Below are 22,632 nucleotides of genomic sequence, written 5' to 3'. Positions count from 1 at the left end.
AGATACTTGTCCACCTAGTAGCGTTCCGAACAAGTCATCCAGCATCTGTGAGGAGCAACAATGGGCCAGCTGTTCTACGGCAACGCGACCGAGTCGATCGAGATCCCGGACCGCCTGCTCGCGCACCTCAAGGTGCTGACCGCGACGAAGCTCCGTCGCTCCGAGAGCTTCACGCTCACCTGGCGTCACGGCGCCGACATCGCCGCGGGACGTCAGACCATCTGGCTGCAGCCCGCGATCCCGCTTCGCTTCGTCTTCGGCGGGGCGGAGATGGAGAAGCTCGACTCGGCGCTCCTCACCGAGATGGCACGCGCGGCGACCTCGTCGACCGGCCTCGTCGTCGACTTCGCGGAGTTCGACGTCGCTCCGGCGACACCGATCGCCGCTGCTCCCGCCGCTGCCGAGACCATCGCGGCCGCTCCGAGCGAGCTGGCGACCGCAGCATGAGCCTGCTCGAGCGCGCCCCCGAAGCGCCGCGCATCCTCACTGCGCGCACGATCACCTGGTCGACGGTCGCCCCCGGTTTCTACGTCGCCTCCACCGACGGCGAGTTCGTCGGATCCGTCGACACCTCTCCCGATGGGCACTTCATCGCGTTCGACGGTCAGGCCACTCCCATCGGCCGCTTCGCGACGCTGAAGGAAGCGCAGCACTCGCTTCTGACGACCGAGGCGCCGGGAAACCGGGCCCGGAAGTCCCGCGCACGTCGTCATCTGCGGATGACGGCCACCGCCTCGGGCGCTGTCGCCGGTGCACTCGCCCTGACCGCCGGAGCACTGGCTCCGTTCATCTGAGACCGGACGGCATCGGCCGTCGCCGAAGAGAAGGAGAACGCCATGAGCAACGATGACACCCGTCGTGACACCGACGAGAGCGCGTACGAGGGTCCCGACGTCGAGGTCTCCACGGCCGACACCGACGGCGACGGCACGCCTGAGCCGGGAGGTCTCGGCAAGGACGGCACCATCCCGAGCAACCCGGACGGCGTCGCGGCCGGACACACCGGAACCGCCTCGACTTTCGAACCGGAAGAAGACGAGAAGTCCTGACCCGATCGATGTGCCCGGAGACCTGCTCTCCGGGCATTTTCGCGTCAACCGGGGTGTTCTTGTCTGGACGACGCGACGTTCACAGAGTCACAAGCCGTCAGCAGGCTCCGTAGCCGTGGACCACTGATCGAAGTCATCCGCGTCCGGGGCGAGTCGACCCCAGCTCGCATCGACGGTCATGTCGGCGTTCAGCAGGCACGCGTATTCGAGCGGCGCATCGACCGTGGGATCGGTGACGGGGACGACGACGTACCAGAGGCCATCCGGGCGGAGCGCGGATCGGGCACTACCGCTCTCGACCGTGGAACGATCGAGTTGCTCGGACGCCGGAGCGTTTCCGTCTCTGACCGCGACGAGGCACGCATCGAGCAGATCGGATGTCGACAGGGACGGTGCCGGCGAGGAGACCGGGGGCGTCGTCGAGTCCGGCTTCGCGGACGGTTCCGGCTGAGTCGTCGGTGACAGGGTCTCGCTCGGGGTCGGCGATGGCGAGGGTGCTGCCGCGCCGCCGATGCCCGGGGTGGCGCACCCCGCGGTGAGCAGCGCGAATGCGAGGATGGCTGGCACGCTGATGCGACGCCGAAGGACGATGCCGGTCATGGGTACTCCTCGTTCTCAGTTCTCGACGCTTGCGGGCACGCGGAAGCTGTCTCCCTCGTATTGCCAGATGTCAGGCCAGCGCGCGATCACGCCGTCGCGCTCCTCCGCGCGCGCGGTATAAAAGTGGTGCCGTGCGGACGGACTCCAGAACCGGGCGACGGTCACCGTATCGGGCACGGACGAGCCGGCTGGATAGACGAAGAACGCGGTGCCCTCGTACGACCAGATATCAGGCCAACGAGCGATGACCGCATCCCGCTCGCCGGCATCCGTCGTATAGAAGTGGCCGTTATACTGGGTGCTCCAGAAGCGGAAGAGCGGCACCGTGCCGGAAACCTGAGTCGTGAACGCCCGATAGGCGGTTCCTTCATACGACCAGATGTCGGGCCAGCGAGCTGCGATGCCATCGCGCTCGGCCGAGCTCGCCGTATAGAAGTGTCCCTGGTAGCGAGCGCTCCAGAACCGGTAAACCGGAGTCGCCGCTGTGGGCGACGTCGCCGGCAGCGGCGCTCCCTCGATGAGCCACGCGGGGTTCCAGACCGTTCCGGTGCGGTGGGGGCCCGAGAAGATCGCCAGATGGAGGTGAGCGTTGGCCTCCGTGCGCGGTCGCACGTCTCCTGTGTTCCCCGTTCGGCCCAGCGGGGTCCATCGGAACACGCGTTGGCCGACGCTCACCATGGGGCTGCCACGTTCCATGTGCAGGTACTCAGAGCGCACACCCGCAGCGTGCTGGACGACCACGAACACGCCGCGGCTCACATCGCCGTCGTCACCGACAGCGGTCACCGTGCCGTCGGCGACCGCGAGGATCGTGGTTCCGATTCGGGGGGTCACGTAGTAGTCGGCGCCGATGTGGCCGCTGTACGTCTGCCCGGGGTATCCGTCGACGCCGGATCCGCGTGTCGCGCGGCTGGCGAAGGGGTATCCCCAGACGATCGGAAGCGCGGCATGCTCGGCAGGCGTCTTCACGCTGTAGGTCAGGGCTCGGGCGGGTGTCGCAGAGGCGAGCACCAAAGAGCCAGCCGCGACGGATCCGAGCAGCACCGCCCGGCGGCTGAGCGCTCGCGGGGTCTCGTTCTCGTCCGTCGACACGAGAAGAACCTAACAGGAGGCTGAGATCCTGCCGAGGTTCGGTCTCCCCCCTCCCGCCGCTGGGACGTTTCTCCGCGGCTCGCGCCCCGCCGATAGGGTCGGATGGTGCTCCGCCTGATCTTCTTCGCAGCTGTCGGCGCGCTCCTCGGTGGCGCGGTGGTCGAGTACGTCGGACCGCCGGATGCCGGCTGGGCGATCATCAGCATCGCGCTTCCAGTCGCGATCATCAGCGGGACGTTCATCCTCATCGGCCGATCGATGGCCGGGGGAGTGGCGGTATCGAAGGACGATCTCCGTCGCGCTCTCGACTCGCGGCGGCTCGGCCTCGCCCGCGTCGATGCGATCCGGCAGACCGGTACCCAGATCAACGATCAGCCGTTGTGCGAGATCGACCTGACCGTGCGGCCGATCCAGGGGGAGGCGTACGCGACCACTCTGCGCACCGTCGTCGCCCTGACGCAGCTTCCCGCGTTCCAGCCCGGAGTTCAGCGCCAGGTCGCCATCCTTCTCGACGGCGGACCCGAGGTCGCCTTCGTCGACGGTGAGCTCTCACCGTCTGAGGTCGGCAACCTCACGGTCCCCGATCGGTCGTCGGTTGGGTTCGTCCCCATCGCGAGCCACACCCGCATCTCCGGCGGGCGCCGCAAGGGGCCGCTGATCGGCGTGGGCAGACGCGGCCGGCTGCTGCGCCTGCTCGTGTTCACGGCTGTCGCCGTCGCGGTGGCCGTCGCTGTCGTCGCGCCCTATCGGGAGGCCGTGGCACAGACCGTCGAGGCGGTGCTCGACGGCAGGGCGCACGTCGACATGCGTCAGCCCGGCCCGCTTGCCCAGGCCCAAGCCGCTCTCGAACGCGAGATCGGCCACGACCGCGTGAGCTCGATCTACGTCACCCCGGATTTCGTCATCGTCGAGGCTCCCGTCACCGCCGGCACCACGCATACTGACAGGTGGATGTACCGCGGCGGTCAGGTCGAGCATTCCGGCGCCGTGTCGATCCAACCGAAGTCGGCCACGGAGGCCTTCTCATGGGAGGAGGTCGATCTTGCACGCATTCTTCCGGCCATGGAAGAGGCCGCGTCCCAGAGTGGGCTCCCCGTCGATGACGCGGGGGCGACGGTCATGCGCACGTGGGGCGGCGCCGAAGCGGTGTCTTCCGGAGAGAAGTCGGGGCCCGTCGAGATCAACTTCTCACTCGAGACCGACTACGAGAGCGCGTCGTTCCGGATGTCGGCTGACGGCAGCGGGCTCACCCGCGACTGACCCCCAGGCCGGCGCGACTCACGGGCGGGCGAGGTCGTCCGACCCGAGCCGAGTGAGCGCGGAACGAACGCTGCTCTCGGCGAGAGCGTCGTCGGGCGGGGCGTACGGCGGCAAGAACATGCGTGTGATGAGGGGGCCCATCAGCAGGTCGTAGACCTGATCGGCATCCACGTCCGGGGGCTCGGTCTCTCGTCGCGCAAAGGCGGCATCGATCACCTGCTTCACGCGGGCGCGGCGCGGGCGGATGAACTCCGCGTCGAGCAGCGCCGAGAGATCTTCGTCCGTCCTTGCGACCCCCACGAGGTCGACCACGCTGTTTCGAGCGACCGGGTCGGAGAGCACAGCGATCCCCTCCCGCTGGACCGCCCGAAGGTCGCCGGCAAGCGAGCCGGTATCGGGCAGCGGCCCCGGTTCGAATCGGCGAGACAAGACGGCGACGGCGAGGTGGGCCGTGCTTCGAAACCGCCGATAGAAGGTGGGGCGCGTCGACCCGGCCCGGCTCACGAGGCCGTCGACCGTGAGAGCGCAGAAGCCCTCCTCGGCGAGGACCCGCTCGCCTTCCCGGAGAAGTTCCTCGGTGATGTCCTCGACGCGCGGGCGACCGACCCTTTTCCCGGACATGCCCGTCACTGTAGCTGTGGCCTCTTCGCGCATGCCCGCGACGCTTCGTGCTGCGGATCGTTCGGCGCGGGTTCCGGTGCCCCGTGCCGCGTAGGCCTCGGCCCGGTCTCGCCGACGGCCCGCTATCCTGTGAGTGCCCACCCGTGCCCTATCGAGAAAGAACACCCGTGAGCAATCGCCATTCCTCCACCGACCAGGAGGGTCGATCTTCGTACCCCCTCGCTGAGAGAGGGGGTGAATCCGAATGATCGAAGCAGTCCTGACGCTGCTGTTGGGAATCCTGCTGACACTGGCGATCATCGCCGCCTGCGGCTTCTTCGTCGCGCAGGAGTTCGCGTACATGTCCGTCGACCGGTCGCGCATGACCGCCCGTGCCGAGAAGGGCGACGCCCAGGCGGCACGTGTGCTCGCGATCACCAAGCGCACGTCGTTCATGCTCTCGGGCGCGCAGCTCGGCATCACGGTCACCGGCCTGCTGATCGGTTACGTCGCGGAGCCCCTCATCGGCGAGTCCATCGGCACGCTGCTGGGCGGCGTCGGCATCGATCCGGCTGTCTCGGTGCTCATCGGAACGGTGGGCGCGCTGCTGCTGGCCACCATCGTGACGATGATCTTCGGCGAGCTGTATCCCAAGAACCTCGCCATCGCCAGCCCGGAGCCCCTGGCCCGCGCCCTCGCGGTTCCGACCCGCATCTACCTGATGCTCTTCGGCTGGCTCATCACGGTGTTCGATGTCGCCGCGAACGCCCTGCTGCGGCTGCTGCGCATCGAGCCGCTCGAAGACGTCGACGAGAGCGCGACCGCGCGCGACCTCGAAGCGATCATCGAGGAGTCCCGCGCGAGCGGCGATCTGCCCGACGATCTGTCGATGATCATCGACCGCATCCTCGACTTCCCGCAGCGCGACGTCGAGCACGCGATGGTCCCGCGCTCGCGCATCGACTCGATCTCGCCCGACACGACCGTCGGAGAGGTGCGCGCGCTCATGGCGACCGGCCACACCCGCTATCCCGTCATCGGCGAGGAGGACGACCCGGTCGGTGTCGTCGAGCTCATCGACCTGCTCCGCGGCCGCCACGACGACGACGCGCCCGTCTCGACGATGATGCGCGAGGCGGTCGTGCTGCCGACGACGATGCAGCTGCCGGTCGCCCTCGACCGCATGCGGCAGACGCGCAACGAGCTCGCCTGCGTCGTCGACGAGTACGGCAACTTCGACGGCATCCTCACCATCGAGGATCTGACCGAGGAGGTCATCGGCGAGATCTCCGACGAACACGACCTCGAGGTCCACGAGATCGTGAACGTCGGCGAGGACCATTGGCGTCTGCCCGGCGACGTCCATCTCGACGAGGTCGAGCGCCTGATCGGCTTCGACCTGCCGCGCGACGACGCCGAGACCATCGCAGGTCTCATCATCAGCGAGCACGGTGACCTGCCGCCCGAGGGCGCGGTCGTGCGCATCGATCTGCCCGAGCGGGCGTCCGAGACGGTGCAGGGGCTGCGGATGCAGCGCTGGCTGGATGTCGAGGTCGCCGAGGTCGCCCGTCTCGTGCCCTCCGAGCTCGTCGTGCGTCTGCACGAGGTGGATCTGGATGCCGTTGAAGCCGGTCCCGAGATCGGCGTCGATGCCGTCGTCGCGGCTGGCGCGACCGAGGAGGTCACCCGATGAGCTGGTGGGTCGTCACGATCATCACGATCGCGCTCATCCTGGCGAGCGCGTTCTTCGTCATCGTCGAGTTCGCGCTGCTCGCGGCTCGGCGCCACCGCCTGGAAGAGGAGGCCGACCGCAGCGCGTCCGCGCGTGCCGCTCTCCGCGGCGTCAACGAGCTGACCGTCATGCTCGCGTTCGCCCAGCTCGGCATCACGGCGTGCACGTTCCTGCTCGGTGCCATCACCAAGCCCGCGATCGACTACGCGCTCGCTCCGGTGTTCGAGCAGTGGGGACTTCCTTACGTGCTCGCCGACATCATCGCGTTCATGCTGGCGCTCATCGTGGTGACGTTCCTGCACCTCGTCATCGGCGAGATGGCGCCCAAGTCGTGGGCGATCGCCCACCCCGAGGTGGCCGCTAAGGCGACGGGCATCACCGCCCGTGCGCTGACCTGGCCGCTGCGTCCCTTCCTGCTGTGGATCAATCACATCGCCAACCGGCTCGTGAAGGCCTCGGGTGTCGAGCCCGTCGAGAAGGCTGCCGCGGGCGGTCAGGACGCCGACACCATCCGCGAGATCGTCGCGCACTCGCGCGCCGCGGGAACGCTCGAGGAGCAGTACTCCGAGCCGATCGCACGCGCCATCGCCCTCGGGTCGCTGACGGTCGGCGACATCGTCCGTACCGATCGGGTGCCCACCGCGGTGCCGGCGACGGCCACCGCCGCCGATGTGCAGGCGGCCGCGGCATCCTCTGCGCACCTGCGCATCCTCGTGGGGGAGGGGTCTTCAAGCCGCGTCGCGCACGTTCGCGACACGCTCGCGGTGGCTCCCGAGACGCCGGCGCTCGAGATCGCCCGTGACGCGCTCGTGCTCGCGCCCGATGCGTCGGCTTACGACGCGCTCGCGCGTATGCGCCGCGGACACGTGCAGCTCGCGACGGTCGTCGACGGTGACCGTCTGCTCGGCGTCGTCACACTGGACGACCTGCTGCGCGAGGTGCTGCCTGGCGCCGCTGAGGCGGAGTTGGTGGCGCCCGCGAGTTGACGCGGAGCGCTCGCTCAGTTGGCAGTTCCCGCCGCCTCCCACCTGCTGTGGCGGCGGGAACTGCCAGGTGAACGCCGACCACACCGGAAACCCCACTAAGCTACTAGTAGTAACTTAGTGGGGGAGGCGCAATGGGCGACGGTGTGCGACGGCAGCGGATGCCGCGACACGAACGACGCGCGCAGCTGCTGGCCGTCGCTCGCGAGCTGATCCGCGAGCGAGGGACCGACGAGTTCACGCTGGGTCGGCTCGCCGAGCGCGCGGGGGTGACCAAGCCTGTCGTGTACGACCACTTCGGCGACCGTGCGGGCGCTCTGGCCGAGCTCTACCGCGAGTTCGAGGAGCAGCAGCGGGCGGCTCTCACCGCCGCGCTCGCCGACGAGCCGCTCGCGCTCGATGCCGTGTGCCGCGCCGTCGCGGGAGCCTACATCGACTGCTCGCTGGCCGAGGGGCGCGAGCTGGCGGACGTCGTCTCGGCGCTCGATGGATCCGCGATGCTCGTCGAGGTGCGGCGCGAGGCGGAAGGCGCCTACCTCGCGTTGTGCGACGACGTGCTCGCCTCGTGCGGTGGACGTCTCGACGACGCCGGTGCGCGTGCCCTCGTCGGCGCCGGCGATGGCCTGTCGCGGGCAGCGCTCGGCGGGCGCGTGAGCCCCGCGGCGGCGCGGTCCACCCTCACGCGCGTCCTGTACGCCCTCGTGACACCAGCCACCGAACCGGAGGAATCATGACCATCTCGCACGAGCCCACGCCGGGCGTCGCTCATTGGGTGCTCGCTCATCCGCGATCGACCTCATTCAACGCCCGGCTCTTCCGCGAGGGGGTCGCCGAGCTGTCGCGGACGCGGAGCGTCGCGACATCCGACCTGTACGCCCAGGGGTTCGATCCCGTGTTCCCCGACAGCGAGCTCGACGTGACGCTCGGCCGGGCGTCGGGCCCGGCCGGGGGCGAGTACGGTCGCGTCCCCTTCCCCGACGACGTGCTCGAGGAGCAGCGCAAGCTCGCCGCCGCGGAGCTACTCGTGCTGCAGTTCCCGCTGTGGTGGTACGGGCCGCCCGCGGTCCTCAAGGGGTGGATCGACCGGGTGTTCACGAACGGGTTCGCCTACGGCGACATGGACCCCGAGCTCGGCGTGCCGAGGCGTTACGGCGACGGCGGTCTCACCCGACGCCGGGCACTCGTCGTGGTGACCGTGGGTGAGGACGAGCGCTCGATCGGCGAACGCGGGATCAGCGGCGACCTCGACTCGCTCCTGTTCCCGCTCACCCACGGTGCGCTCTGGTACGTGGGGATCGAGACGCTCGACCTGCATGTCGTCTACGACGCCGACGGGCTGGATGCCGCGGGCGTCGACCGCGAGGCCGAACGTCTGCGTGCCCGCATCGCCGGGCTCGACAGTGAGACGCCGCGTCGCTACCGCGCGCTCCGCGACGGTGACTACCGCGGCACCCGGTCGTTGCGTAGCGACATCCATCCCGGCCGGACCGACTTCGGCATCCACCTCGCCGACTGAGCCGGCCCGTGCCCGCGATGGGTACACCTCTGGGTACACGGAAGGGCAGCCGAATCCTCGACTGCCCTTCTGCTCACTGGTGCCCCCGACAGGAATCGAACCTGCGACCTTTGGTACCGGAAACCAACGCTCTATCCCCTGAGCTACGGAGGCGTGCCGATCGAGACTATCACCGCGGAGGCGACCGGAACGACCGCGGGAGAGGTGGCAGCATTCGCTTTACAACTGTTAAAGTCATTGCATGACGCAAAACAGCTTCGCATACGATGACGCAGCCCGCATGGTCGCCGTCGGGGCGAAGGCCGGAAGGGATGCGCGTCGCGCGACGCGCTGGTTCCGGATCTTCGTCGTGGCGCAGGCCGCGTACGCGCTCGCGTTCACCCTGTCGATCGACGTCGCCGGCGTCGGCTACTGGAAGGCCTTCGCACCCTTCCTCCTCGCCACGCTCTGCATCTGGACCATCGCGTTCCGCTACCAGCGGTCGGTGCCCCGCAACGGACTGCGGAACATGGGGATCGCGGTCGCGACCTGGTTCGCGCTCTACACGCTGATGCTCGACCCGGCGCTCCAACTGCTCCAGCTCTCGTCGCCGTGGTGGTGGGTTCTCGCGGGAGTCGTGTCAATCTCTCCGATCTTCGCCTGCCTCTTCCCGAGCTCACGCCGATGAGTCACCCGCGCAAGGACATCGACGCCCTCATCCATTCGCCCGTGCGCTTCTCGCTGCTCGCTGCGCTCCGCAATCTCGAGGACGTCGACTTCCGCTTCCTCGCCGACCTGCTCGAGGTGAGCGACTCGACCCTGTCGCAGACGCTCACCGTGCTGGCCGACGCGGGGCTCGTCGAAGTCAGGAAAGAAGCCGTCGGTCGGCGGACGCGAACATGGGTCGGCATCACGGATGCCGGTCGCGAGGCGTTCGCCCGCCACCTGGCGACGCTGCAGGCGATCGTCGAATCCGGTTCCGCGACGCCGACAGCACCGGCATCCGACCGCAAGCAACCCAAGGACGCACCGGCATGACACTTTTCACTCGTCTTGCCGCCGAGAACGAACTGGATGCCGCCGCCGACGCTCTCGCGGAGGCGTTCGAGCATTACGCGTGGACACGCCATGTCATCCCCGACCATGACTACGCGTGGCGGCTCCGTGAGCTGCAGCTCGTCTACCTGCGGCACGCGCACGCCCACGGCTTCGTCGGGGTCACGGGGCCCGCTGACGGAGTGATCGCCGTGCTCCCGCCGGATGCGCCCGACCCGGCACCGGCCGTCGTCGACCGCATCGTTCAGCTGCACGGCGACCGACTCGGACGACTCGGCGACGCCGCTGACACGCCGTCCGAGCCGGACTCGTGGCGGATCGAGACGGTCGGCGTCGTGCCCGCCGGTCAGGGGCAGGGCCTCGCATCCGACCTCATCCGGTTCGCGCTCGCGGAGGGCGGGCGACGGGGTGCCGACCGATTCGCGCTCGACACGTCGGACGAGCGCAACGTCCGGCTCTACGAACGACACGGCTTCTCGGTCGTCTCGCGGGTCGAACCGCGGGACGCGCCACCGGTGTGGAGCATGAGCGCCGTCGTCGGCGCCGCCGCTCCGATGAAGGAAAGGACCAAGACATGACCGCATCCGAGACGCTCGCCCGCTACATCGCCGCGACCAACACCCACGACTTCGACGAGGTCGAACAGGTGCTCGACCCGAGCGCGGTGTACTACTTCGGCGATGCCACCTGCGTCGGTCTCGCGGCGGTCCGTACCTACTTCGAGCGGACCTGGGTGCTGATCCCCGATGAGGTCTACGGGGCGGAGGACGTCGAGTGGGTTGTGGATGCCGCCGACGCGGCGGTGGCCGTCTACACGTATCGCTGGAGCGGACACATCGACGGACAGGCCCGAAGCGGTCGCGGTCGGGCGACCAACGTCTTCCACCGCACCGGCTCGGGCTGGCGCCTCGTGCACGAGCACCTCAGCGCGGGGCCTTCGCCCCACAGCGGCGCTTAGGCGGCGAGACCAGCGGGTCAGGGGACGAGCGGCTCGGGAACGGGCTCGGCGGCGACGGCCGGTGCATCTGTGATCGCCGCGACGTCGGCTGCGAGGCGATCGGCGAGATACGCGTGCCCCGCTGTCGATGGGTGGTCGCGCCCCGTGGCACTGGTGTCGATGACGTCGCTGTAGTTGGCGTCGGTGATCCAACCCTCGGCGATGGGGGAGAGGTACCACCAGCCGCGGGCGCCGGCGAGCTCGGCAAGATCCCGGTCGATGCGGGCCGTCTCACTCTCGGCCGGGAGCACCTGTGGTGCGGGGCCCAGCACGACGATGCGCGCTTCGGGGTAGGTCGCCGCGAGATCGTCCCACGCCGCGTTCACGGCGTCGCGGTACCCGGCGGCACCTTGCTTGCGGTCGTTGATCGACCCCTGGATGATCACGAGGTCGGGATCGAGTGCGGGGTCGAGCGCGGCGATTCGGTCGCCGAACGCGGGACCGTCGATGCCCGGCTTGAGGTAGCCGCTGCCGCGGACGCCGTCCACGATCGTCGTCCACCCGGTTCGCTGGGCGACGACATAGGCGTATCCGAGGGTCGGATCGGATGCCGCGGAGCCGTAGGTCCACGAGTCGCCGAAGATCAGAACGCGAGCCCCCGTGGGAAGCGCGAGCGGCGGCGCCTCGATCCTCGCGACCGCGCCGGGTCCCGCCGCCACCGGTGCCGCCGTGGGAGCCGCCCAGGGCCGCAGGAACGCCGTCAGCGCCAGCGCGACGACGGCGGCCGAGATCGCCGAGACGGCCCACACGCTTCTGCGGCGGGGACGGGCGTTTCGGGTTCGCACACGCTGAGGGTACGTCATCGGACGGGGTGCCGGGACGCCTGCGTGGCAAGACCGCGCGGCCCGGGGCTCGACCCCTCAGTCGCGGACGGCGGCGACGGCTTCGATCTCGACGAGCTGATCGTCGTAGCCGAGCACCGTCACGCCCATCAGCGTGCTGGGCACGTCGTGGTCTCCGAAGGCGTCGCGCACCACCTCCCAGGCAGCCTCTCATCGCGGCCGATCCGATCACCGCCGGGAGCGGCCCGACGGCGCTTCGCTGCGTGCGAGGATTACCCGGTGCAGCGCATCCTGACGGCCGAACTCGACCTCCAGCTGACCGGTCCCGTCGACGTCATCCTGCAGATCGCCGCGTCGCGCGCGGCGTGTTTCCGCAACGAAGAACTGAGCGTCACGCTCGCCTGCCGCTCGCTGTCCGTCTCCGAGATCGTCGACCCGCCCGCGTCTCCCGCGGGCACGCGCATCCATCGCCTCGCGGGAGAAGCGGGCACGATCTCGGTTCGGTACCGCGCTGTCGTCGACGGCTCCGCAGCCCCGTCGCCGACGAGCGAGCTCGACACCATCGCGTACCTGCGGCCGAGCCGCTATGCGCAGTCCGACGAGGTGTTCGCGCACGCGCGTCGGCAGTTCCGCGGCCTGCAGGGGCGCGAACTGGTCTCGGCGATCAGCGACTTCGTGGCCACGAACACGACCTACGCGCCGGGTCTCAGCCTCGGCACCGACTCCGCGGTCACGACCCTCGCGACCGGACAGGGGGTGTGCCGCGACTACGCCCACCTCGTGATCGCGCTGCTGCGGGCGATGGACGTTCCCGCGCGCTATGCCGCCTGCTACGCGCCGGGGCTTCGCCCGATGGATTTCCACGCGGTCGCCGAGGCGTACGTCGACGGCGCCTGGCACGTGATCGACGCGACCCGGTTGTCGAACCGCCGCGGGCTCGTCCGGATCGCGACCGGCCGGGATGCCGCCGACTGCGCGTTCCTCAGCTACTACGGCGGCAACGTCGCGCTCACGCATCTGCGGGTCGATGCCGAGGTCGTCGGGGGAGACGCCGCCGTCGACGATCCCGCCCAAGACGATCACGAGGCTTTCATCACCCTCGCGTGATGCCGTCCGCGAGACGTCCAGCATCAGGCCTGCGGCCGCCCGCCTAGAATCGGAGGGCTATGAATCCCGATGCTCTTGCCGAAGCCCTCCTGTCCGTCGTCGCCCCGCTCGCCGAGGCGCGACGCCCCGGCTCGAGCGATGGTCTCACCGCCGCCGACTTCGTGTTCGAGCGCCCCAAGAACCGGGACCACGGCGACTGGGCGTCCAACGCGGCGATGAAGCTGGCCAAGCGTGTCGGTGCGAACCCGCGTGAGTTCGCCGCCGAGATCGCCGCGGCGCTCGCCGAGACGCCGGGTGTGGCATCCGTCGAGGTCGCCGGCCCCGGGTTCATCAACATCCGCCTGGATGCCGCCGCCGCAGGCGCGCTCGCCCGCGAGATCGTCGAGGCGGGGGCCGCGTTCGGCCGCAACGACAGCCAGGCCGGAAACTCGATCAATCTCGAGTTCGTGAGCGCGAACCCCACCGGTCCGATGCACATCGGGCACACGCGCTGGGCGGCGCTCGGCGACGCGATCGCCCGTCTCCTGCTCGCCAGTGGGGCCGAGCTCGTCCGCGAGTTCTACATCAACGACGCGGGAGCGCAGATGCAGCGCTTCGGCCGCTCGGTGCTCGCGAGCGCCAAGGGCGAGCCCACGCCGGAAGACGGCTACCCGGGCGCGTACATCGACGACCTCGCCCAGCGGGTGCTGTCGGCGCGCCCGGATCTGCTGAGCCTCGCCCCCGAGGAGCAGGAGCAGGTCGCTCTCGACCTCGGATACGAGCTCCAGATGGCCGACTTGAAGGACTCGCTCGAGAAGTTCAACGTGCACTTCGACGTCTTCTTCAGCGAGCGGCTGCTGCACGCGACCCCCGCCGACGGCGGACCGAGCCTCGTCGACCAGGCCGTCGACCGGCTGCGCGCGCAGGGGCACGTTTTCGACCAGGACGACGCCGTGTGGGTGCGGACGACCGACTTCGGCGACGACAAGGACCGCGTCATCCGCCGTTCCAACGGCGAGTACACCTACTTCGCCGCCGACGCCGCCTACTACCTGAATAAGGGTGATCGCGGTTTCGCGCACAAGATCTACCTGCTGGGCGCCGATCATCACGGGTACGTCCACCGTCTCAAGGCCCTCGCCGGCGCCGCCGGAGACGACCCCGAGAAGGACATCGAGGTGCTGATCGGTCAGCTCGTCTCGATCAACGGCGCCCGCCTGTCCAAGCGTGCGGGAAACGTCATCGAGCTCGACGACCTGCGCGACTGGCTCGGCACCGACGCGCTGCGCTACTCGCTCGCGCGTTACCCCGCCGACTCGCCGCTGACCCTCGATCCCGAGATCCTGCAGAAGCGCACGAACGACAACCCCGTGTTCTACGTGCAGTACGCACACGCCCGCACGCACAACGTCGCGCGCAACGCCGCCGACTCCGGGGTCACCCGCGATGCGTTCGCCCCGGAGCTGCTCGACCACGAGACCGAGTCGGCTCTCCTCGGCGCGCTCCAGGAGTTCCCGCGCATCGTGGCGTTCGCTGCCGAGCTGCGCGAGCCGCACCGGGTCGCCCGGTACCTCGAGGAGCTCGCGAGCCTCTACCACCGCTGGTACGACACCTGCCGTGTCACGCCGCTCGGCGACGAAGAGGTCACCGACCTCCACCGCACCCGCCTCTGGCTCAACGACGCCACCGGGCAGGTGCTGCGCAACGGGCTCGACCTCTTGGGTGTCAGCGCCCCCGAACGGATGTGACCGACGTGAGCGGTGCCACTCAGCCCACCCTTCCGCTGCCCGAGGCTGTCGCCGTGCCGCCGAAGCGACGGCGGCGGGCGCTGCCGTGGATCATCGCTCTCGTCGTGGTCGTCGGCCTTGCGATCGCCGCGTGGTTCGTCGCCGAGAGCATCACGCGCAGCATCCTCACGAACACCGTGCGCGAGCAGGTGATCACCCGGCTCGCACTGCCCGAGGACCAGCAGATCGACGTCGGCTTCGACGAGCCGGTGCTGCCCCAGGTCATCGGGGGCCGGCTCGACCGTCTCGATGTGGCGAGCGACGGGATCCCGCTCGGCGACGTCGTGGCCGACGTGTCGGTGCGCGCGACCGATGTTCCCGTTCGAGCCGACGGAGGCGACATCGGATCGGCGGAGGCGACGGTGGTCTTCGCGGAGGACCAGCTCGAGACCCTGCTCTCGCAGGTCTCCGGCGTCTCAGGCGCGGGGGTCACGCTGGATCCGCCGAACGTGACGGTCGACGTCGAGATGCCGCTGTTCGCCCTCTCGGTTCCGCTCGGGCTCGACCTGACGCCGAGCGCTGCAGACGGCGACATCGTCCTGACGCCCACTGCTGTCCGGCTCGGTGGCGCGGCTCTGACCGGCGACGATCTCCGCCAGCGATTCGGCTCGGCCGCCGACGGCGTGCTGCGCGACTACCCGATCTGCATCCGTGATCGCCTTCCCGCCGGGCTGACGCTGCGCGAGGTGCGCGTGGAACCCGGCGCGCTGGTGGCCGAGGTCGATGTCGACGGAGCGATCATCCGCGATCCGGCGCTTCAGGCCGACGGCACCTGCGCCTGAGCCGGCCGCCCCACCCGGACGCCTGCCCCGGCTCAGTGGCCGTGAGCGAGGAGAAGCGCGACGGCGACCGCCGCGACCAGCCCGAGCAGCAGCGCGGATGCGACCAGGCGCTGCAGCGCGGTCAGGCCCGTGCGCGCACTGGCGAGCAGCACGACGCCGACCAGCACCGCCGCGTCCGCGATGATCCCGATGATCAGCGCCGTGTCGAGGTCGATGAGGTCGAGCAGGGCGAGCAGCAGCGCGAGCAGCGGGAGCGACGCGGTTCCGAGGGCGACCACGGCCGTGCGCGCCATGACCGCCAGCTCTCGTGCGCTCGGGAACTGGCGATGCCCGATCTGATGGGCGATGACTTCGGCGACGAAGCCGGCGGCCGCGATCGCGAAGATGCCGACCGCGAGGGCGAAGATCGACTCGGTGACCGTGACGTGCTCGGCCGTGAGGAGTCCCGCCAGGATCGCCAGCCCGGTCACCGTCGCATAGATGCGTTCCTTCAGCGCACCGATACGCTCGTCGAGTCCGGCCGGTTCGCGCGTTCCATTGCCCATCATCGCCTCCTGCGCCAGGCTACAAGCGTGGAGTGCTCATGACAGCGGACGACGGAGGCCCGGCTCTCCTCGTCGTCTCGGATGCGGCCGCGTGGCGAGCCTGGCTCGACGCGCACGAGTCCGACTCCGACGGCGTGCGGCTGGTGCTCGCGAAGAAGAACGTGACGGAGCCGACGTCGCTGACGTACGCCGAGGCGCTCGACGAGGCGCTCTGCAGCGGCTGGATCGACGGGCGGCGCAACTCCCGCGATGAGGCCACCTTCCTGCAGCTCTTCACGCCGCGCCGCGCCCGTTCGATCTGGTCGCTGCGCAATGTGGGGATCATCGAGCGGCTGGTCGCGGAGGGGCGCATGCGTCCCCGCGGCCGGATGGAGGTCGAGCGTGCGCAGGCCGACGGGCGCTGGGAAGGCGCTTACGCAGGCCAGGCCGGGGCCGCGGTGCCGGCGGACCTCGAGGCTGCGCTCGCGGCGTCGCCCGCGGCATCCTGCCGGTTCGCCGCGCTCCGCGCCGCCGAGCGGTACTCCGTCCTGCATCCTGTCCTGAGCGCGCCGTCGGATGCTGCGCGGGCGGCGCGGATCCGCCGGGCCGTCGCCCGGCTCGCGGAAGAGGACGCGCCCTCGTCGCTCTCGTGAGCGGGCTCACGGCCGCGTCTGTCGCGGGCGGTCACACCGGCGGGGCCCGCGCGGCGGGTGTCCTAGACTGGCGGCACCGTCGCGGCCCCGTCTGCCGGACGGTCAGCGTCTCTCCCGATTGGTGTTCCCGTGTCCGCGTCCGACGTCCGCCCTGCCGTACCGGAATGGCTGCTCCCTCCCGCTGACGTCAACGAGCTGGTCGAAGCCGTCTGGCCGCCCCGCGCCGAGCGCGACGACCTCGGTGCGCTGTCCATCGGTGGCATCGCGACGACCGACCTCGCCGCTCAGTTCGGCACGCCGCTCTACGTGCTCGACCAGGATGCCGTCGTGGCGCAGGCGCGTCGCGTCCGTCAGGCATTCGACGACGCCGCCGCACGCCACGGCACGAGCGCTCGGGTGTACTACGCCGGCAAGGCGTTCTTGAGCACCGAGATCGTGCGATGGGTGACGGCGGAAGGGCTCGCGGTCGACGTCGCGACCGGCGGTGAGCTCGCCGTCGCCCTGGCTGCGGGAGCGGATCCGGCGCGCATCGGACTGCACGGCAACAACAAGTCGCGCCTCGAGCTCGCGCGCGCCGTCGAGCTCGGAGTCGGGTCCGTCATCGTCGACAGCCTCGTCGAGATCGACCGGCTCGCCGAGATCGCCGCCGCACGCGGGGCGGTCCAGCCCGTGCTGGTCCGGGTCAACAGCGGCGTGCACGCCGAGACCCACGACTTCCTCGCGACGGCCCACGAGGACCAGAAGTTCGGCTTCGCGCTTACGGATGCCGAGGCCGTGGTCGCTCGCATCCGCGAGCTGCCCTCACTGCGTTTCGTGGGGCTCCACTGCCACATCGGATCGCAGATCTTCGGTACGGCGGGCTTCGCCGAGTCGGCGTCGCGGCTCGTGGCCGTCCACGCCCGCCTTCTCGGCGGCGGCGACGTGCCGGTGCTCAATCTCGGCGGCGGCTTCGGCATCGCCTACACCAGCGTCGACGACCCGACCCCGATCGAAAAGTTGGCCGACGGGATCGTCGCGGCCGTCGCCCGCGAGTGCAAAGCCCACGGCATCCCGCTGCCGATGCTCGCCTTCGAGCCCGGTCGGGCCATCGTCGGCCGAGCCGGGGTGACCCTGTACGAGGTCGGCACCATCAAGCCGGTCCGCGTCAGCGACGAGCTCGAGCGCCTGTACGTCAGCGTCGACGGCGGCATGAGCGACAACGCACGGCCCGCCCTGTACGGCGCGGCCTATTCGGCACGAGTCGCGAACCGTCGCAGCGACGCGCCCGCCGCGCTCTCGCGTGTCGTGGGTCGGCACTGCGAATCGGGCGACATCGTCGTCGACGCCGAATACCTGCCCGCCGACGTCACTCCGGGCGATCTGCTGGCTGTCCCGGCGACGGGTGCCTACTGCTACTCGCTCGCCAGCAACTACAACTACGTCCCGCGCCCGCCCGTCGTCGCCGTCTCGAACGGCGTAGCCCGGGTGATCGTCCGCGGAGAGACGATCGACGACCTGCTCGCCCGCGACGCGGGCATCCCCACAGAAGGAGCCGAATGACGGACTACCGCCGCCTGCGCGTGGCCCTGCTCGGAGCCGGCGCCGTCGGCTCGCAGGTCGCCGCCCTGTTGCTCAAGCACGGAGACGAACTGGCCGATCGCGCCGGAGCCGCCCTCGACCTCGTCGGCATCTCGGTGCGCGACATCGACGCGCCGCGAGACGTCGAGCTGCCGCGCGAGCTGCTGACCACCGATCCCGAGCCGCTCCTCGTCGGCTCCGACATCGTCATCGAGCTGATGGGCGGGATCGAGCCCGCGCGCACGAGCATCCTGAAGGCCATCGGCGCCGGAGCCGACATCGTCACGGCGAACAAGGCGCTGCTCGCCACGCACGGACCCGAGCTGTTCGAAGCGGCCGACCAGGTGGGCGCGTCGATCTACTACGAGGCTGCGGCCGCCGGCGCCATCCCGATCATCCGCCCCCTGCGCGACTCGCTCGCCGGCGACCGGGTGCAGCGCATCATGGGCATCGTCAACGGAACGACGAACTACATCCTCGATCGCATGGACCGCGAGGGATCGGACTTCGCCGACGTCTTGGCCGACGCGCAAGCGCTCGGGTACGCCGAGGCCGACCCGACCGCCGACGTCGAGGGGTACGACGCTGCTCAGAAGGCCGCGATCCTCGCGTCGCTCGCCTTCCACACCGCCGTGCCGCTGAATGCGGTGCACCGCGAGGGCATCACCCAGATCGACGCCGACATGATGGATGCCGCGCGCAAGGCCGGCTTCGTCATCAAGCTCCTCGCCGTGTGCGAGCGCCTCGCCGATGCCGAGGTGTCGCCGTCGGGCGAGACGATCTCGGTGCGCGTCTACCCCGCGCTCGTGCCGCGCGAGCACCCGCTCGCGAGCGTGCACGGAGCCAACAACGCCGTGTTCGTCCAGGCGGAGGCCGCGGGCGACCTCATGTTCTACGGCGCGGGCGCGGGCGGGGTGCAGACCGCGTCGGCTGTGCTGGGTGACGTTGTATCGGCGGCCCGCCGCCACATCGCCGGCGGTGTGGGCGTGGGGGAGTCGACGCGGGCGAACCTGCCGGTCGTCCCGATCGGTCACGTCACCACGCGCTACCAGATCACCCTCGAGGTCGACGACCGCTCGGGCGTCCTCGCCGCGGTGGCGGGGCTGCTCAGCGACGGCAACGTCTCGGTGGCGACGCTCGAGCAGACGATCGTCGCCGACGGCGACGTGCAGACGGCCCGCCTGGTCATCGGCACGCACACCGCCCGCGAGCAGGACCTCAGCGACGCTGTCGCCTCGCTCGGCGAGAGCGGCGTCGTCAAGCGCGTCGTCTCGGTGCTCCGGGTCGAGGGAGACTGACATGGCACACGTGTGGCAGGGGGTCCTGCGCGAGTTCGCCGACCGTCTCGACGTCGCGCCGGAGGCGACGGCATGACCCGCTCGGTTCAGGTGCGTGTTCCCGCGACCAGCGCCAACCTCGGTCCCGGCTTCGACACCCTGGGTCTCGCGCTCAGCGTTTACGACGAACTGATCGTCACGGAGCTGCCGGCACCCGGCCTCGAGATCACCGTCTCCGGCGAGGGAGCCACCGACGTCCCGACGGACGCCTCGCACCTCGTCGTGCGGGCGATGGCCTACGCGTACGAGGCGTTCGGGCGGACGATGCCCGGCGTGCGCCTCGAAGCCGTCAACGCGATCCCGCACGGGCGGGGGATGGGCTCGTCGGGCGCCGCAGCCGTATCGGGACTCCTCGCGGCGAAGGGCCTCCTCGCGGGCGACGTGGAGATCGGCGCCGACGCGCTGCTGCGCCTCGCGACAGAGCTCGAGGGCCACCCGGACAACGTCGCGCCGGCCCTGTTCGGCGGCCTCACGATCGCCTGGGTCGACGAGCACGGCCCGCAGCACAAGAAGCTGCTCGTCCACCGCGGCGTCGCGCCGCTGGTGTTCGTGCCCGACTTCACGATGTCGACCTCGGTGGCGCGGGGGTTCGACCCTCTGCAGGTCACGCGCGAAGACGCGATCTTCAATCTCTCGCGTTCGGCGCTGCTCGTCGCGGCTCTCACGCAGAGCCCTGACCTGCTGTTCGCGGCCACCGAGGACAAGCTCCACCAGTCGTACCGCGCCCAGGCGATGGTCGAGACCGACAAGCTCGTCCGGGCTCTGCGTGCTGAGGGGTTCGCGGCGGTCGTGTCGGGTGCCGGCCCCAGCGTCCTGGTGCTCGCCGACGGGCCGGGGCAGCGTCTTGCGGCCGCCGAGGTGGCCGCGCATACCACAGACACCCCGTGGGACGCGCGGATGCTGGCGGTCGATGTGCGCGGTGGTATGGTGAGGGACCATACGGAGGGTTCCACACCTTTGTGATCTGAGCCTCCGTCGCAATTCTGCGAATCACCGCGAACACCCCTGATCCATACCCCGTGCCGTCGGCCGGACGCGTGTGGCAGGTGGATGGCGCCCGCCGTGGACGGCGCTGGACGCGGTTCTGTCATATCCACCGTTTAAGAGGAGCACTCGTGGAGTCCAACTCCGAGAACCCGACGGTCGACGAGACCGTCGACGCCCCAGCCGAAGAGGCGGCCGAGCAGCAGGATGACGTCGTCGAGACGCCCGCTGAGGAGGCCGCCCCCGTCGAGGACGCTGCCCCCGCTGAGGAGGCCGCCCCTGTCGAAGAGGCGCCTGCCGAGCAGGCGCCCGTCGAGCAGGCGCCCGCCGAGGTGGCCGCCCCCGCCGAGGTGGCCGAGCCCGCTGAGGCGGCTGAGCCCGCCGAGAAGCCGGCGAAGGCGCCGCGCAAGCGAGCACCCCGTCGCGCGAAGAGCACGGATGCCGCGCCTGCGGCGGCCGCTGACGAGACCCCGGCCGCCGCCTCCGAGGCAGCAGCGGAGCTCTCCGCCGCCACCGATGCGCCGGCCACCGCCGATGCTCCCGCAGCCGACGCCGTCGGCGCCGACGCGCAGCCGGCCGCGGATGAGAGCGCGTCTGACGCCACGGCCGAGGCCGTCGAGGCGGAGCCCGCGGAGGCGCCGAAGAAGCCGGCGCGAGGCCGTGGCCGCGGACGCAATGCCAAGAAGGAGGCCGAGGCCGAGGCTGAAGCAGCCCCCGCGGGCGATGCGGCCACCGAATCCGCTGACGCTCCGTCTGCGGAGGGTGCCGTCGACGCTGCCGCCGAGCAGGCGCCGGACGCCGACGCCTCCTCCGACGACTCGTCGAAGTCTGACTCCGGCGAGGGCGAAGGCGAGTCGACCGGCCGTTCGCGCAGCCGTTCGCGCAGCCGCAACCGTAACCGCAACAAGGACAACGCGCAGGGCAGCCAGGGCCAGGCCGGCCAGAACCAGGGCGGCAACCAGAATCAGGGCAGTAACGGCCAGGGCGGCAACAACAACGCCGCCGATGATGACGACGCCTCGGGACAGAACGGTCGGGGCCGTCAGCGCAACAAGCGCCGCGGCCAGGGCGGTGGCGACGAGTTCGAGACCGAGATCAACGAGGACGACGTCCTCATCCCGATCGCCGGCGTGCTCGACGTGCTCGACAACTACGCCTTCGTGCGCACGACCGGCTACCTCCCCGGTACGCAGGACGTCTACGTCTCGCTCGGACAGGTGAAGAAGTACAACCTGCGCAAGGGTGACGCGGTCGTCGGCGCGATCAAGCAGCCGCGCGAGGGCGAGCAGTCGAGCCGTCAGAAGTACAACGCGCTGGTCAAGGTCGACTCGATCAACGGCCTGTCCGTCGAGGACGCCGCCGACCGGGTCGAGTTCGGCAAGCTGACGCCGCTGTACCCGCAGGAGCGTCTGCGCCTCGAGACCGGCCCCGAGAAGCTGACCCAGCGCATCATCGACCTCGTCGCTCCCATCGGCAAGGGCCAGCGCGGTCTCATCGTCGCACCGCCCAAGGCCGGCAAGACGATCGTGCTGCAGCAGATCGCCGGCGCGATCGCGCAGAACAACCCCGAGGTCCACCTCATGGTCGTGCTGGTCGACGAGCGGCCCGAAGAGGTCACCGACATGCAGCGCACGGTGAAGGGCGAGGTCATCGCCTCGACCTTCGACCGTCCCGCCGAGGACCACACGACCGTCGCCGAGCTCGCGATCGAGCGCGCCAAGCGTCTCGTCGAGCTCGGCCGCGACGTGGTCGTGCTGCTCGACTCGATCACGCGCCTCGGTCGCGCCTACAACCTGTCGGCCCCGACGTCGGGCCGCGTCCTGACCGGTGGTGTCGACGCTTCGGCACTGTACCCGCCGAAGCGCTTCTTCGGCGCAGCGCGCAACATCGAGAACGGCGGCTCGCTCACGATTCTCGCGACGGCGCTGGTGGAGACCGGCTCCAAGATGGACGAGGTCATCTTCGAAGAGTTCAAGGGCACGGGCAACAGCGAGCTGCGCCTGTCGCGTCAGCTGGCCGACAAGCGCATCTTCCCGGCCGTCGACGTCAACGCCTCCTCGACGCGACGTGAAGAGATGCTGCTCTCCTCCGACGAGGTCAAGATCACGTGGAAGCTGCGCCGTGCCCTCGCGGGTCTCGACCAGCAGCACGCGCTGGGCGTCATCCTCGACAAGCTCAAGGAGACGCAGTCCAACGTCGAGTTCCTCGTGCAGATGCAGAAGTCGATCCCGGCGCCGACCACGCACTCCGGCGGGCACGACAACAGCATCCGCTGA

Annotated in this window: 25 protein-coding genes, 1 tRNA gene and 1 pseudogene; 20 read left to right on the top strand and 7 right to left on the bottom strand. The window is 70.0% G+C overall.

Annotated elements, in window-relative coordinates:
* Positions 1-60: 60 nt before the first annotated feature.
* From O1W71_RS10335 to O1W71_RS10325, 3 genes are read left to right on the top strand one after another with little or no spacing between them, the layout of a single operon-like run.
* Positions 61-447 (top strand): DUF7882 family protein, encoded by a 387-nt coding sequence (locus tag O1W71_RS10335; protein WP_240309725.1) that lies wholly within the window; start codon positions 61-63, stop codon positions 445-447.
* A complete protein-coding gene (locus O1W71_RS10330) occupies positions 444-794 on the top strand; it encodes a peptide ABC transporter permease (protein WP_112617290.1) in 351 nt (116 codons plus the stop codon). The genes O1W71_RS10335 and O1W71_RS10330 overlap by 4 nt, the downstream gene beginning before the upstream one ends.
* 42 nt (positions 795-836) lie before the next feature.
* Positions 837-1,049, top strand: a complete 213-nt coding sequence (locus O1W71_RS10325; protein ID WP_269267759.1) for a hypothetical protein — start codon at positions 837-839, stop codon at positions 1,047-1,049.
* Between the two features lie 87 nt (positions 1,050-1,136).
* On the opposite strand, the gene O1W71_RS10320 is transcribed toward O1W71_RS10325, so the two are convergent.
* Positions 1,137-1,649 (bottom strand): hypothetical protein, encoded by a 513-nt coding sequence (locus tag O1W71_RS10320; protein WP_269267757.1) that lies wholly within the window; start codon positions 1,647-1,649, stop codon positions 1,137-1,139.
* A 15-nt stretch (positions 1,650-1,664) separates the two neighbouring features.
* Positions 1,665-2,741 carry a peptidoglycan DD-metalloendopeptidase family protein gene (locus tag O1W71_RS10315; RefSeq protein WP_269267756.1) on the bottom strand — a complete coding sequence of 359 codons (1,077 nt, stop codon included), beginning with the start codon at positions 2,739-2,741 and terminating at the stop codon, positions 1,665-1,667.
* Positions 2,742-2,843: 102 nt separating this feature from the next.
* Here O1W71_RS10315 and O1W71_RS10310 point away from each other — a divergent pair, with 102 nt between their 5' ends.
* Positions 2,844-4,001, top strand: a complete 1,158-nt coding sequence (locus O1W71_RS10310; RefSeq protein WP_269267755.1) for a hypothetical protein — start codon at positions 2,844-2,846, stop codon at positions 3,999-4,001.
* Positions 4,002-4,019: 18 nt separating this feature from the next.
* Here O1W71_RS10310 and O1W71_RS10305 read toward each other — a convergent pair whose 3' ends face one another.
* Positions 4,020-4,622, bottom strand: coding sequence for a TetR/AcrR family transcriptional regulator (locus tag O1W71_RS10305; RefSeq protein ID WP_269267754.1), 603 nt, complete (start codon positions 4,620-4,622; stop codon positions 4,020-4,022).
* Between the two features lie 244 nt (positions 4,623-4,866).
* Here O1W71_RS10305 and O1W71_RS10300 point away from each other — a divergent pair, with 244 nt between their 5' ends.
* The 4 genes from O1W71_RS10300 to O1W71_RS10285 all read left to right on the top strand — a co-directional run bounded on the left by O1W71_RS10300 (position 4,867) and on the right by O1W71_RS10285 (position 8,832).
* Positions 4,867-6,294, top strand: coding sequence for a hemolysin family protein (locus tag O1W71_RS10300; RefSeq protein WP_269267753.1), 1,428 nt, complete (start codon positions 4,867-4,869; stop codon positions 6,292-6,294).
* Positions 6,291-7,319 (top strand): CNNM domain-containing protein, encoded by a 1,029-nt coding sequence (locus O1W71_RS10295; protein WP_269267752.1) that lies wholly within the window; start codon positions 6,291-6,293, stop codon positions 7,317-7,319. Before O1W71_RS10300 ends, O1W71_RS10295 begins: the two co-directional genes overlap by 4 nt.
* Before the next feature lie 131 nt (positions 7,320-7,450).
* The gene (locus tag O1W71_RS10290; RefSeq protein WP_269267751.1) at positions 7,451-8,050 is read left to right on the top strand and encodes a TetR/AcrR family transcriptional regulator; all 600 of its coding nucleotides are present in this window, start codon (positions 7,451-7,453) and stop codon (positions 8,048-8,050) included.
* Positions 8,047-8,832 carry an NAD(P)H-dependent oxidoreductase gene (locus tag O1W71_RS10285; protein WP_269267750.1) on the top strand — a complete coding sequence of 262 codons (786 nt, stop codon included), beginning with the start codon at positions 8,047-8,049 and terminating at the stop codon, positions 8,830-8,832. The genes O1W71_RS10290 and O1W71_RS10285 overlap by 4 nt, the downstream gene beginning before the upstream one ends.
* Before the next feature lie 77 nt (positions 8,833-8,909).
* On the opposite strand, the gene O1W71_RS10280 is transcribed toward O1W71_RS10285, so the two are convergent.
* Positions 8,910-8,985, bottom strand: a tRNA-Arg gene (locus tag O1W71_RS10280).
* Positions 8,986-9,073: 88 nt separating this feature from the next.
* Between O1W71_RS10280 and O1W71_RS10275 the strand changes: the two genes are divergently transcribed.
* From O1W71_RS10275 to O1W71_RS10260, 4 genes are read left to right on the top strand one after another with little or no spacing between them, the layout of a single operon-like run.
* A complete protein-coding gene (locus O1W71_RS10275; RefSeq protein WP_269267749.1) occupies positions 9,074-9,499 on the top strand; it encodes a hypothetical protein in 426 nt (141 codons plus the stop codon).
* On the top strand, positions 9,496-9,849 hold the full coding sequence (locus tag O1W71_RS10270; protein ID WP_114588473.1) for a transcriptional regulator: 354 nt from the start codon (positions 9,496-9,498) through the stop codon (positions 9,847-9,849). The genes O1W71_RS10275 and O1W71_RS10270 overlap by 4 nt, the downstream gene beginning before the upstream one ends.
* On the top strand, positions 9,846-10,445 hold the full coding sequence (locus O1W71_RS10265) for a GNAT family N-acetyltransferase (protein WP_269267748.1): 600 nt from the start codon (positions 9,846-9,848) through the stop codon (positions 10,443-10,445). Before O1W71_RS10270 ends, O1W71_RS10265 begins: the two co-directional genes overlap by 4 nt.
* Positions 10,442-10,825: a YybH family protein gene (locus O1W71_RS10260; RefSeq protein ID WP_269267747.1), complete on the top strand. Its 384-nt coding sequence runs from the start codon at positions 10,442-10,444 to the stop codon at positions 10,823-10,825. The genes O1W71_RS10265 and O1W71_RS10260 overlap by 4 nt, the downstream gene beginning before the upstream one ends.
* 17 nt (positions 10,826-10,842) lie before the next feature.
* Here O1W71_RS10260 and O1W71_RS10255 read toward each other — a convergent pair whose 3' ends face one another.
* Both O1W71_RS10255 and O1W71_RS10250 read right to left on the bottom strand, forming a co-directional pair.
* Complete coding sequence (locus tag O1W71_RS10255; RefSeq protein ID WP_269267746.1) at positions 10,843-11,649, bottom strand: SGNH/GDSL hydrolase family protein; 807 nt, start codon at positions 11,647-11,649, stop codon at positions 10,843-10,845.
* Between the two features lie 75 nt (positions 11,650-11,724).
* Positions 11,725-11,853: pseudogene (locus O1W71_RS10250) on the bottom strand (RidA family protein); the annotation flags it as partial.
* A gap of 72 nt (positions 11,854-11,925) precedes the next feature.
* Here O1W71_RS10250 and O1W71_RS10245 point away from each other — a divergent pair.
* The 3 genes from O1W71_RS10245 to O1W71_RS10235 are packed head-to-tail and all read left to right on the top strand — an operon-like array spanning position 11,926 to position 15,301.
* On the top strand, positions 11,926-12,753 hold the full coding sequence (locus O1W71_RS10245; protein WP_269267745.1) for a transglutaminase-like domain-containing protein: 828 nt from the start codon (positions 11,926-11,928) through the stop codon (positions 12,751-12,753).
* A 59-nt stretch (positions 12,754-12,812) separates the two neighbouring features.
* On the top strand, positions 12,813-14,480 hold the full coding sequence (locus O1W71_RS10240; protein WP_269267744.1) for an arginine--tRNA ligase: 1,668 nt from the start codon (positions 12,813-12,815) through the stop codon (positions 14,478-14,480).
* A gap of 5 nt (positions 14,481-14,485) precedes the next feature.
* Complete coding sequence (locus tag O1W71_RS10235) at positions 14,486-15,301, top strand: LmeA family phospholipid-binding protein (protein ID WP_269267743.1); 816 nt, start codon at positions 14,486-14,488, stop codon at positions 15,299-15,301.
* Between the two features lie 32 nt (positions 15,302-15,333).
* On the opposite strand, the gene O1W71_RS10230 is transcribed toward O1W71_RS10235, so the two are convergent.
* Positions 15,334-15,849 (bottom strand): hypothetical protein, encoded by a 516-nt coding sequence (locus tag O1W71_RS10230; RefSeq protein WP_269267742.1) that lies wholly within the window; start codon positions 15,847-15,849, stop codon positions 15,334-15,336.
* A 35-nt stretch (positions 15,850-15,884) separates the two neighbouring features.
* On the opposite strand from O1W71_RS10230, the gene O1W71_RS10225 reads away from it, so the two are divergent.
* From O1W71_RS10225 to rho, 5 genes are all read left to right on the top strand, one after another.
* Positions 15,885-16,478, top strand: a complete 594-nt coding sequence (locus tag O1W71_RS10225) for a YdeI/OmpD-associated family protein (protein WP_269267741.1) — start codon at positions 15,885-15,887, stop codon at positions 16,476-16,478.
* 129 nt (positions 16,479-16,607) lie between these two features.
* Positions 16,608-18,017 (top strand): diaminopimelate decarboxylase, encoded by a 1,410-nt coding sequence (lysA, locus tag O1W71_RS10220; protein WP_269267740.1) that lies wholly within the window; start codon positions 16,608-16,610, stop codon positions 18,015-18,017.
* A complete protein-coding gene (locus O1W71_RS10215) occupies positions 18,014-19,333 on the top strand; it encodes a homoserine dehydrogenase (RefSeq protein WP_269267739.1) in 1,320 nt (439 codons plus the stop codon). Before lysA ends, O1W71_RS10215 begins: the two co-directional genes overlap by 4 nt.
* A gap of 72 nt (positions 19,334-19,405) precedes the next feature.
* The gene (gene thrB, locus O1W71_RS10210) at positions 19,406-20,335 is read left to right on the top strand and encodes a homoserine kinase (RefSeq protein ID WP_269267737.1); all 930 of its coding nucleotides are present in this window, start codon (positions 19,406-19,408) and stop codon (positions 20,333-20,335) included.
* Between the two features lie 152 nt (positions 20,336-20,487).
* Positions 20,488-22,632: a transcription termination factor Rho gene (rho, locus tag O1W71_RS10205; RefSeq protein ID WP_269267736.1), complete on the top strand. Its 2,145-nt coding sequence runs from the start codon at positions 20,488-20,490 to the stop codon at positions 22,630-22,632.

The sequence above is a fragment of the Microbacterium sp. H37-C3 genome (assembly GCF_027157935.1).
GTDB classification, from domain to species: domain Bacteria; phylum Actinomycetota; class Actinomycetes; order Actinomycetales; family Microbacteriaceae; genus Microbacterium; species Microbacterium plantarum.
The sequence above is the reverse complement of the archived record's forward strand: the minus strand, read 5'-3'. Positions and strand labels throughout refer to the sequence as shown.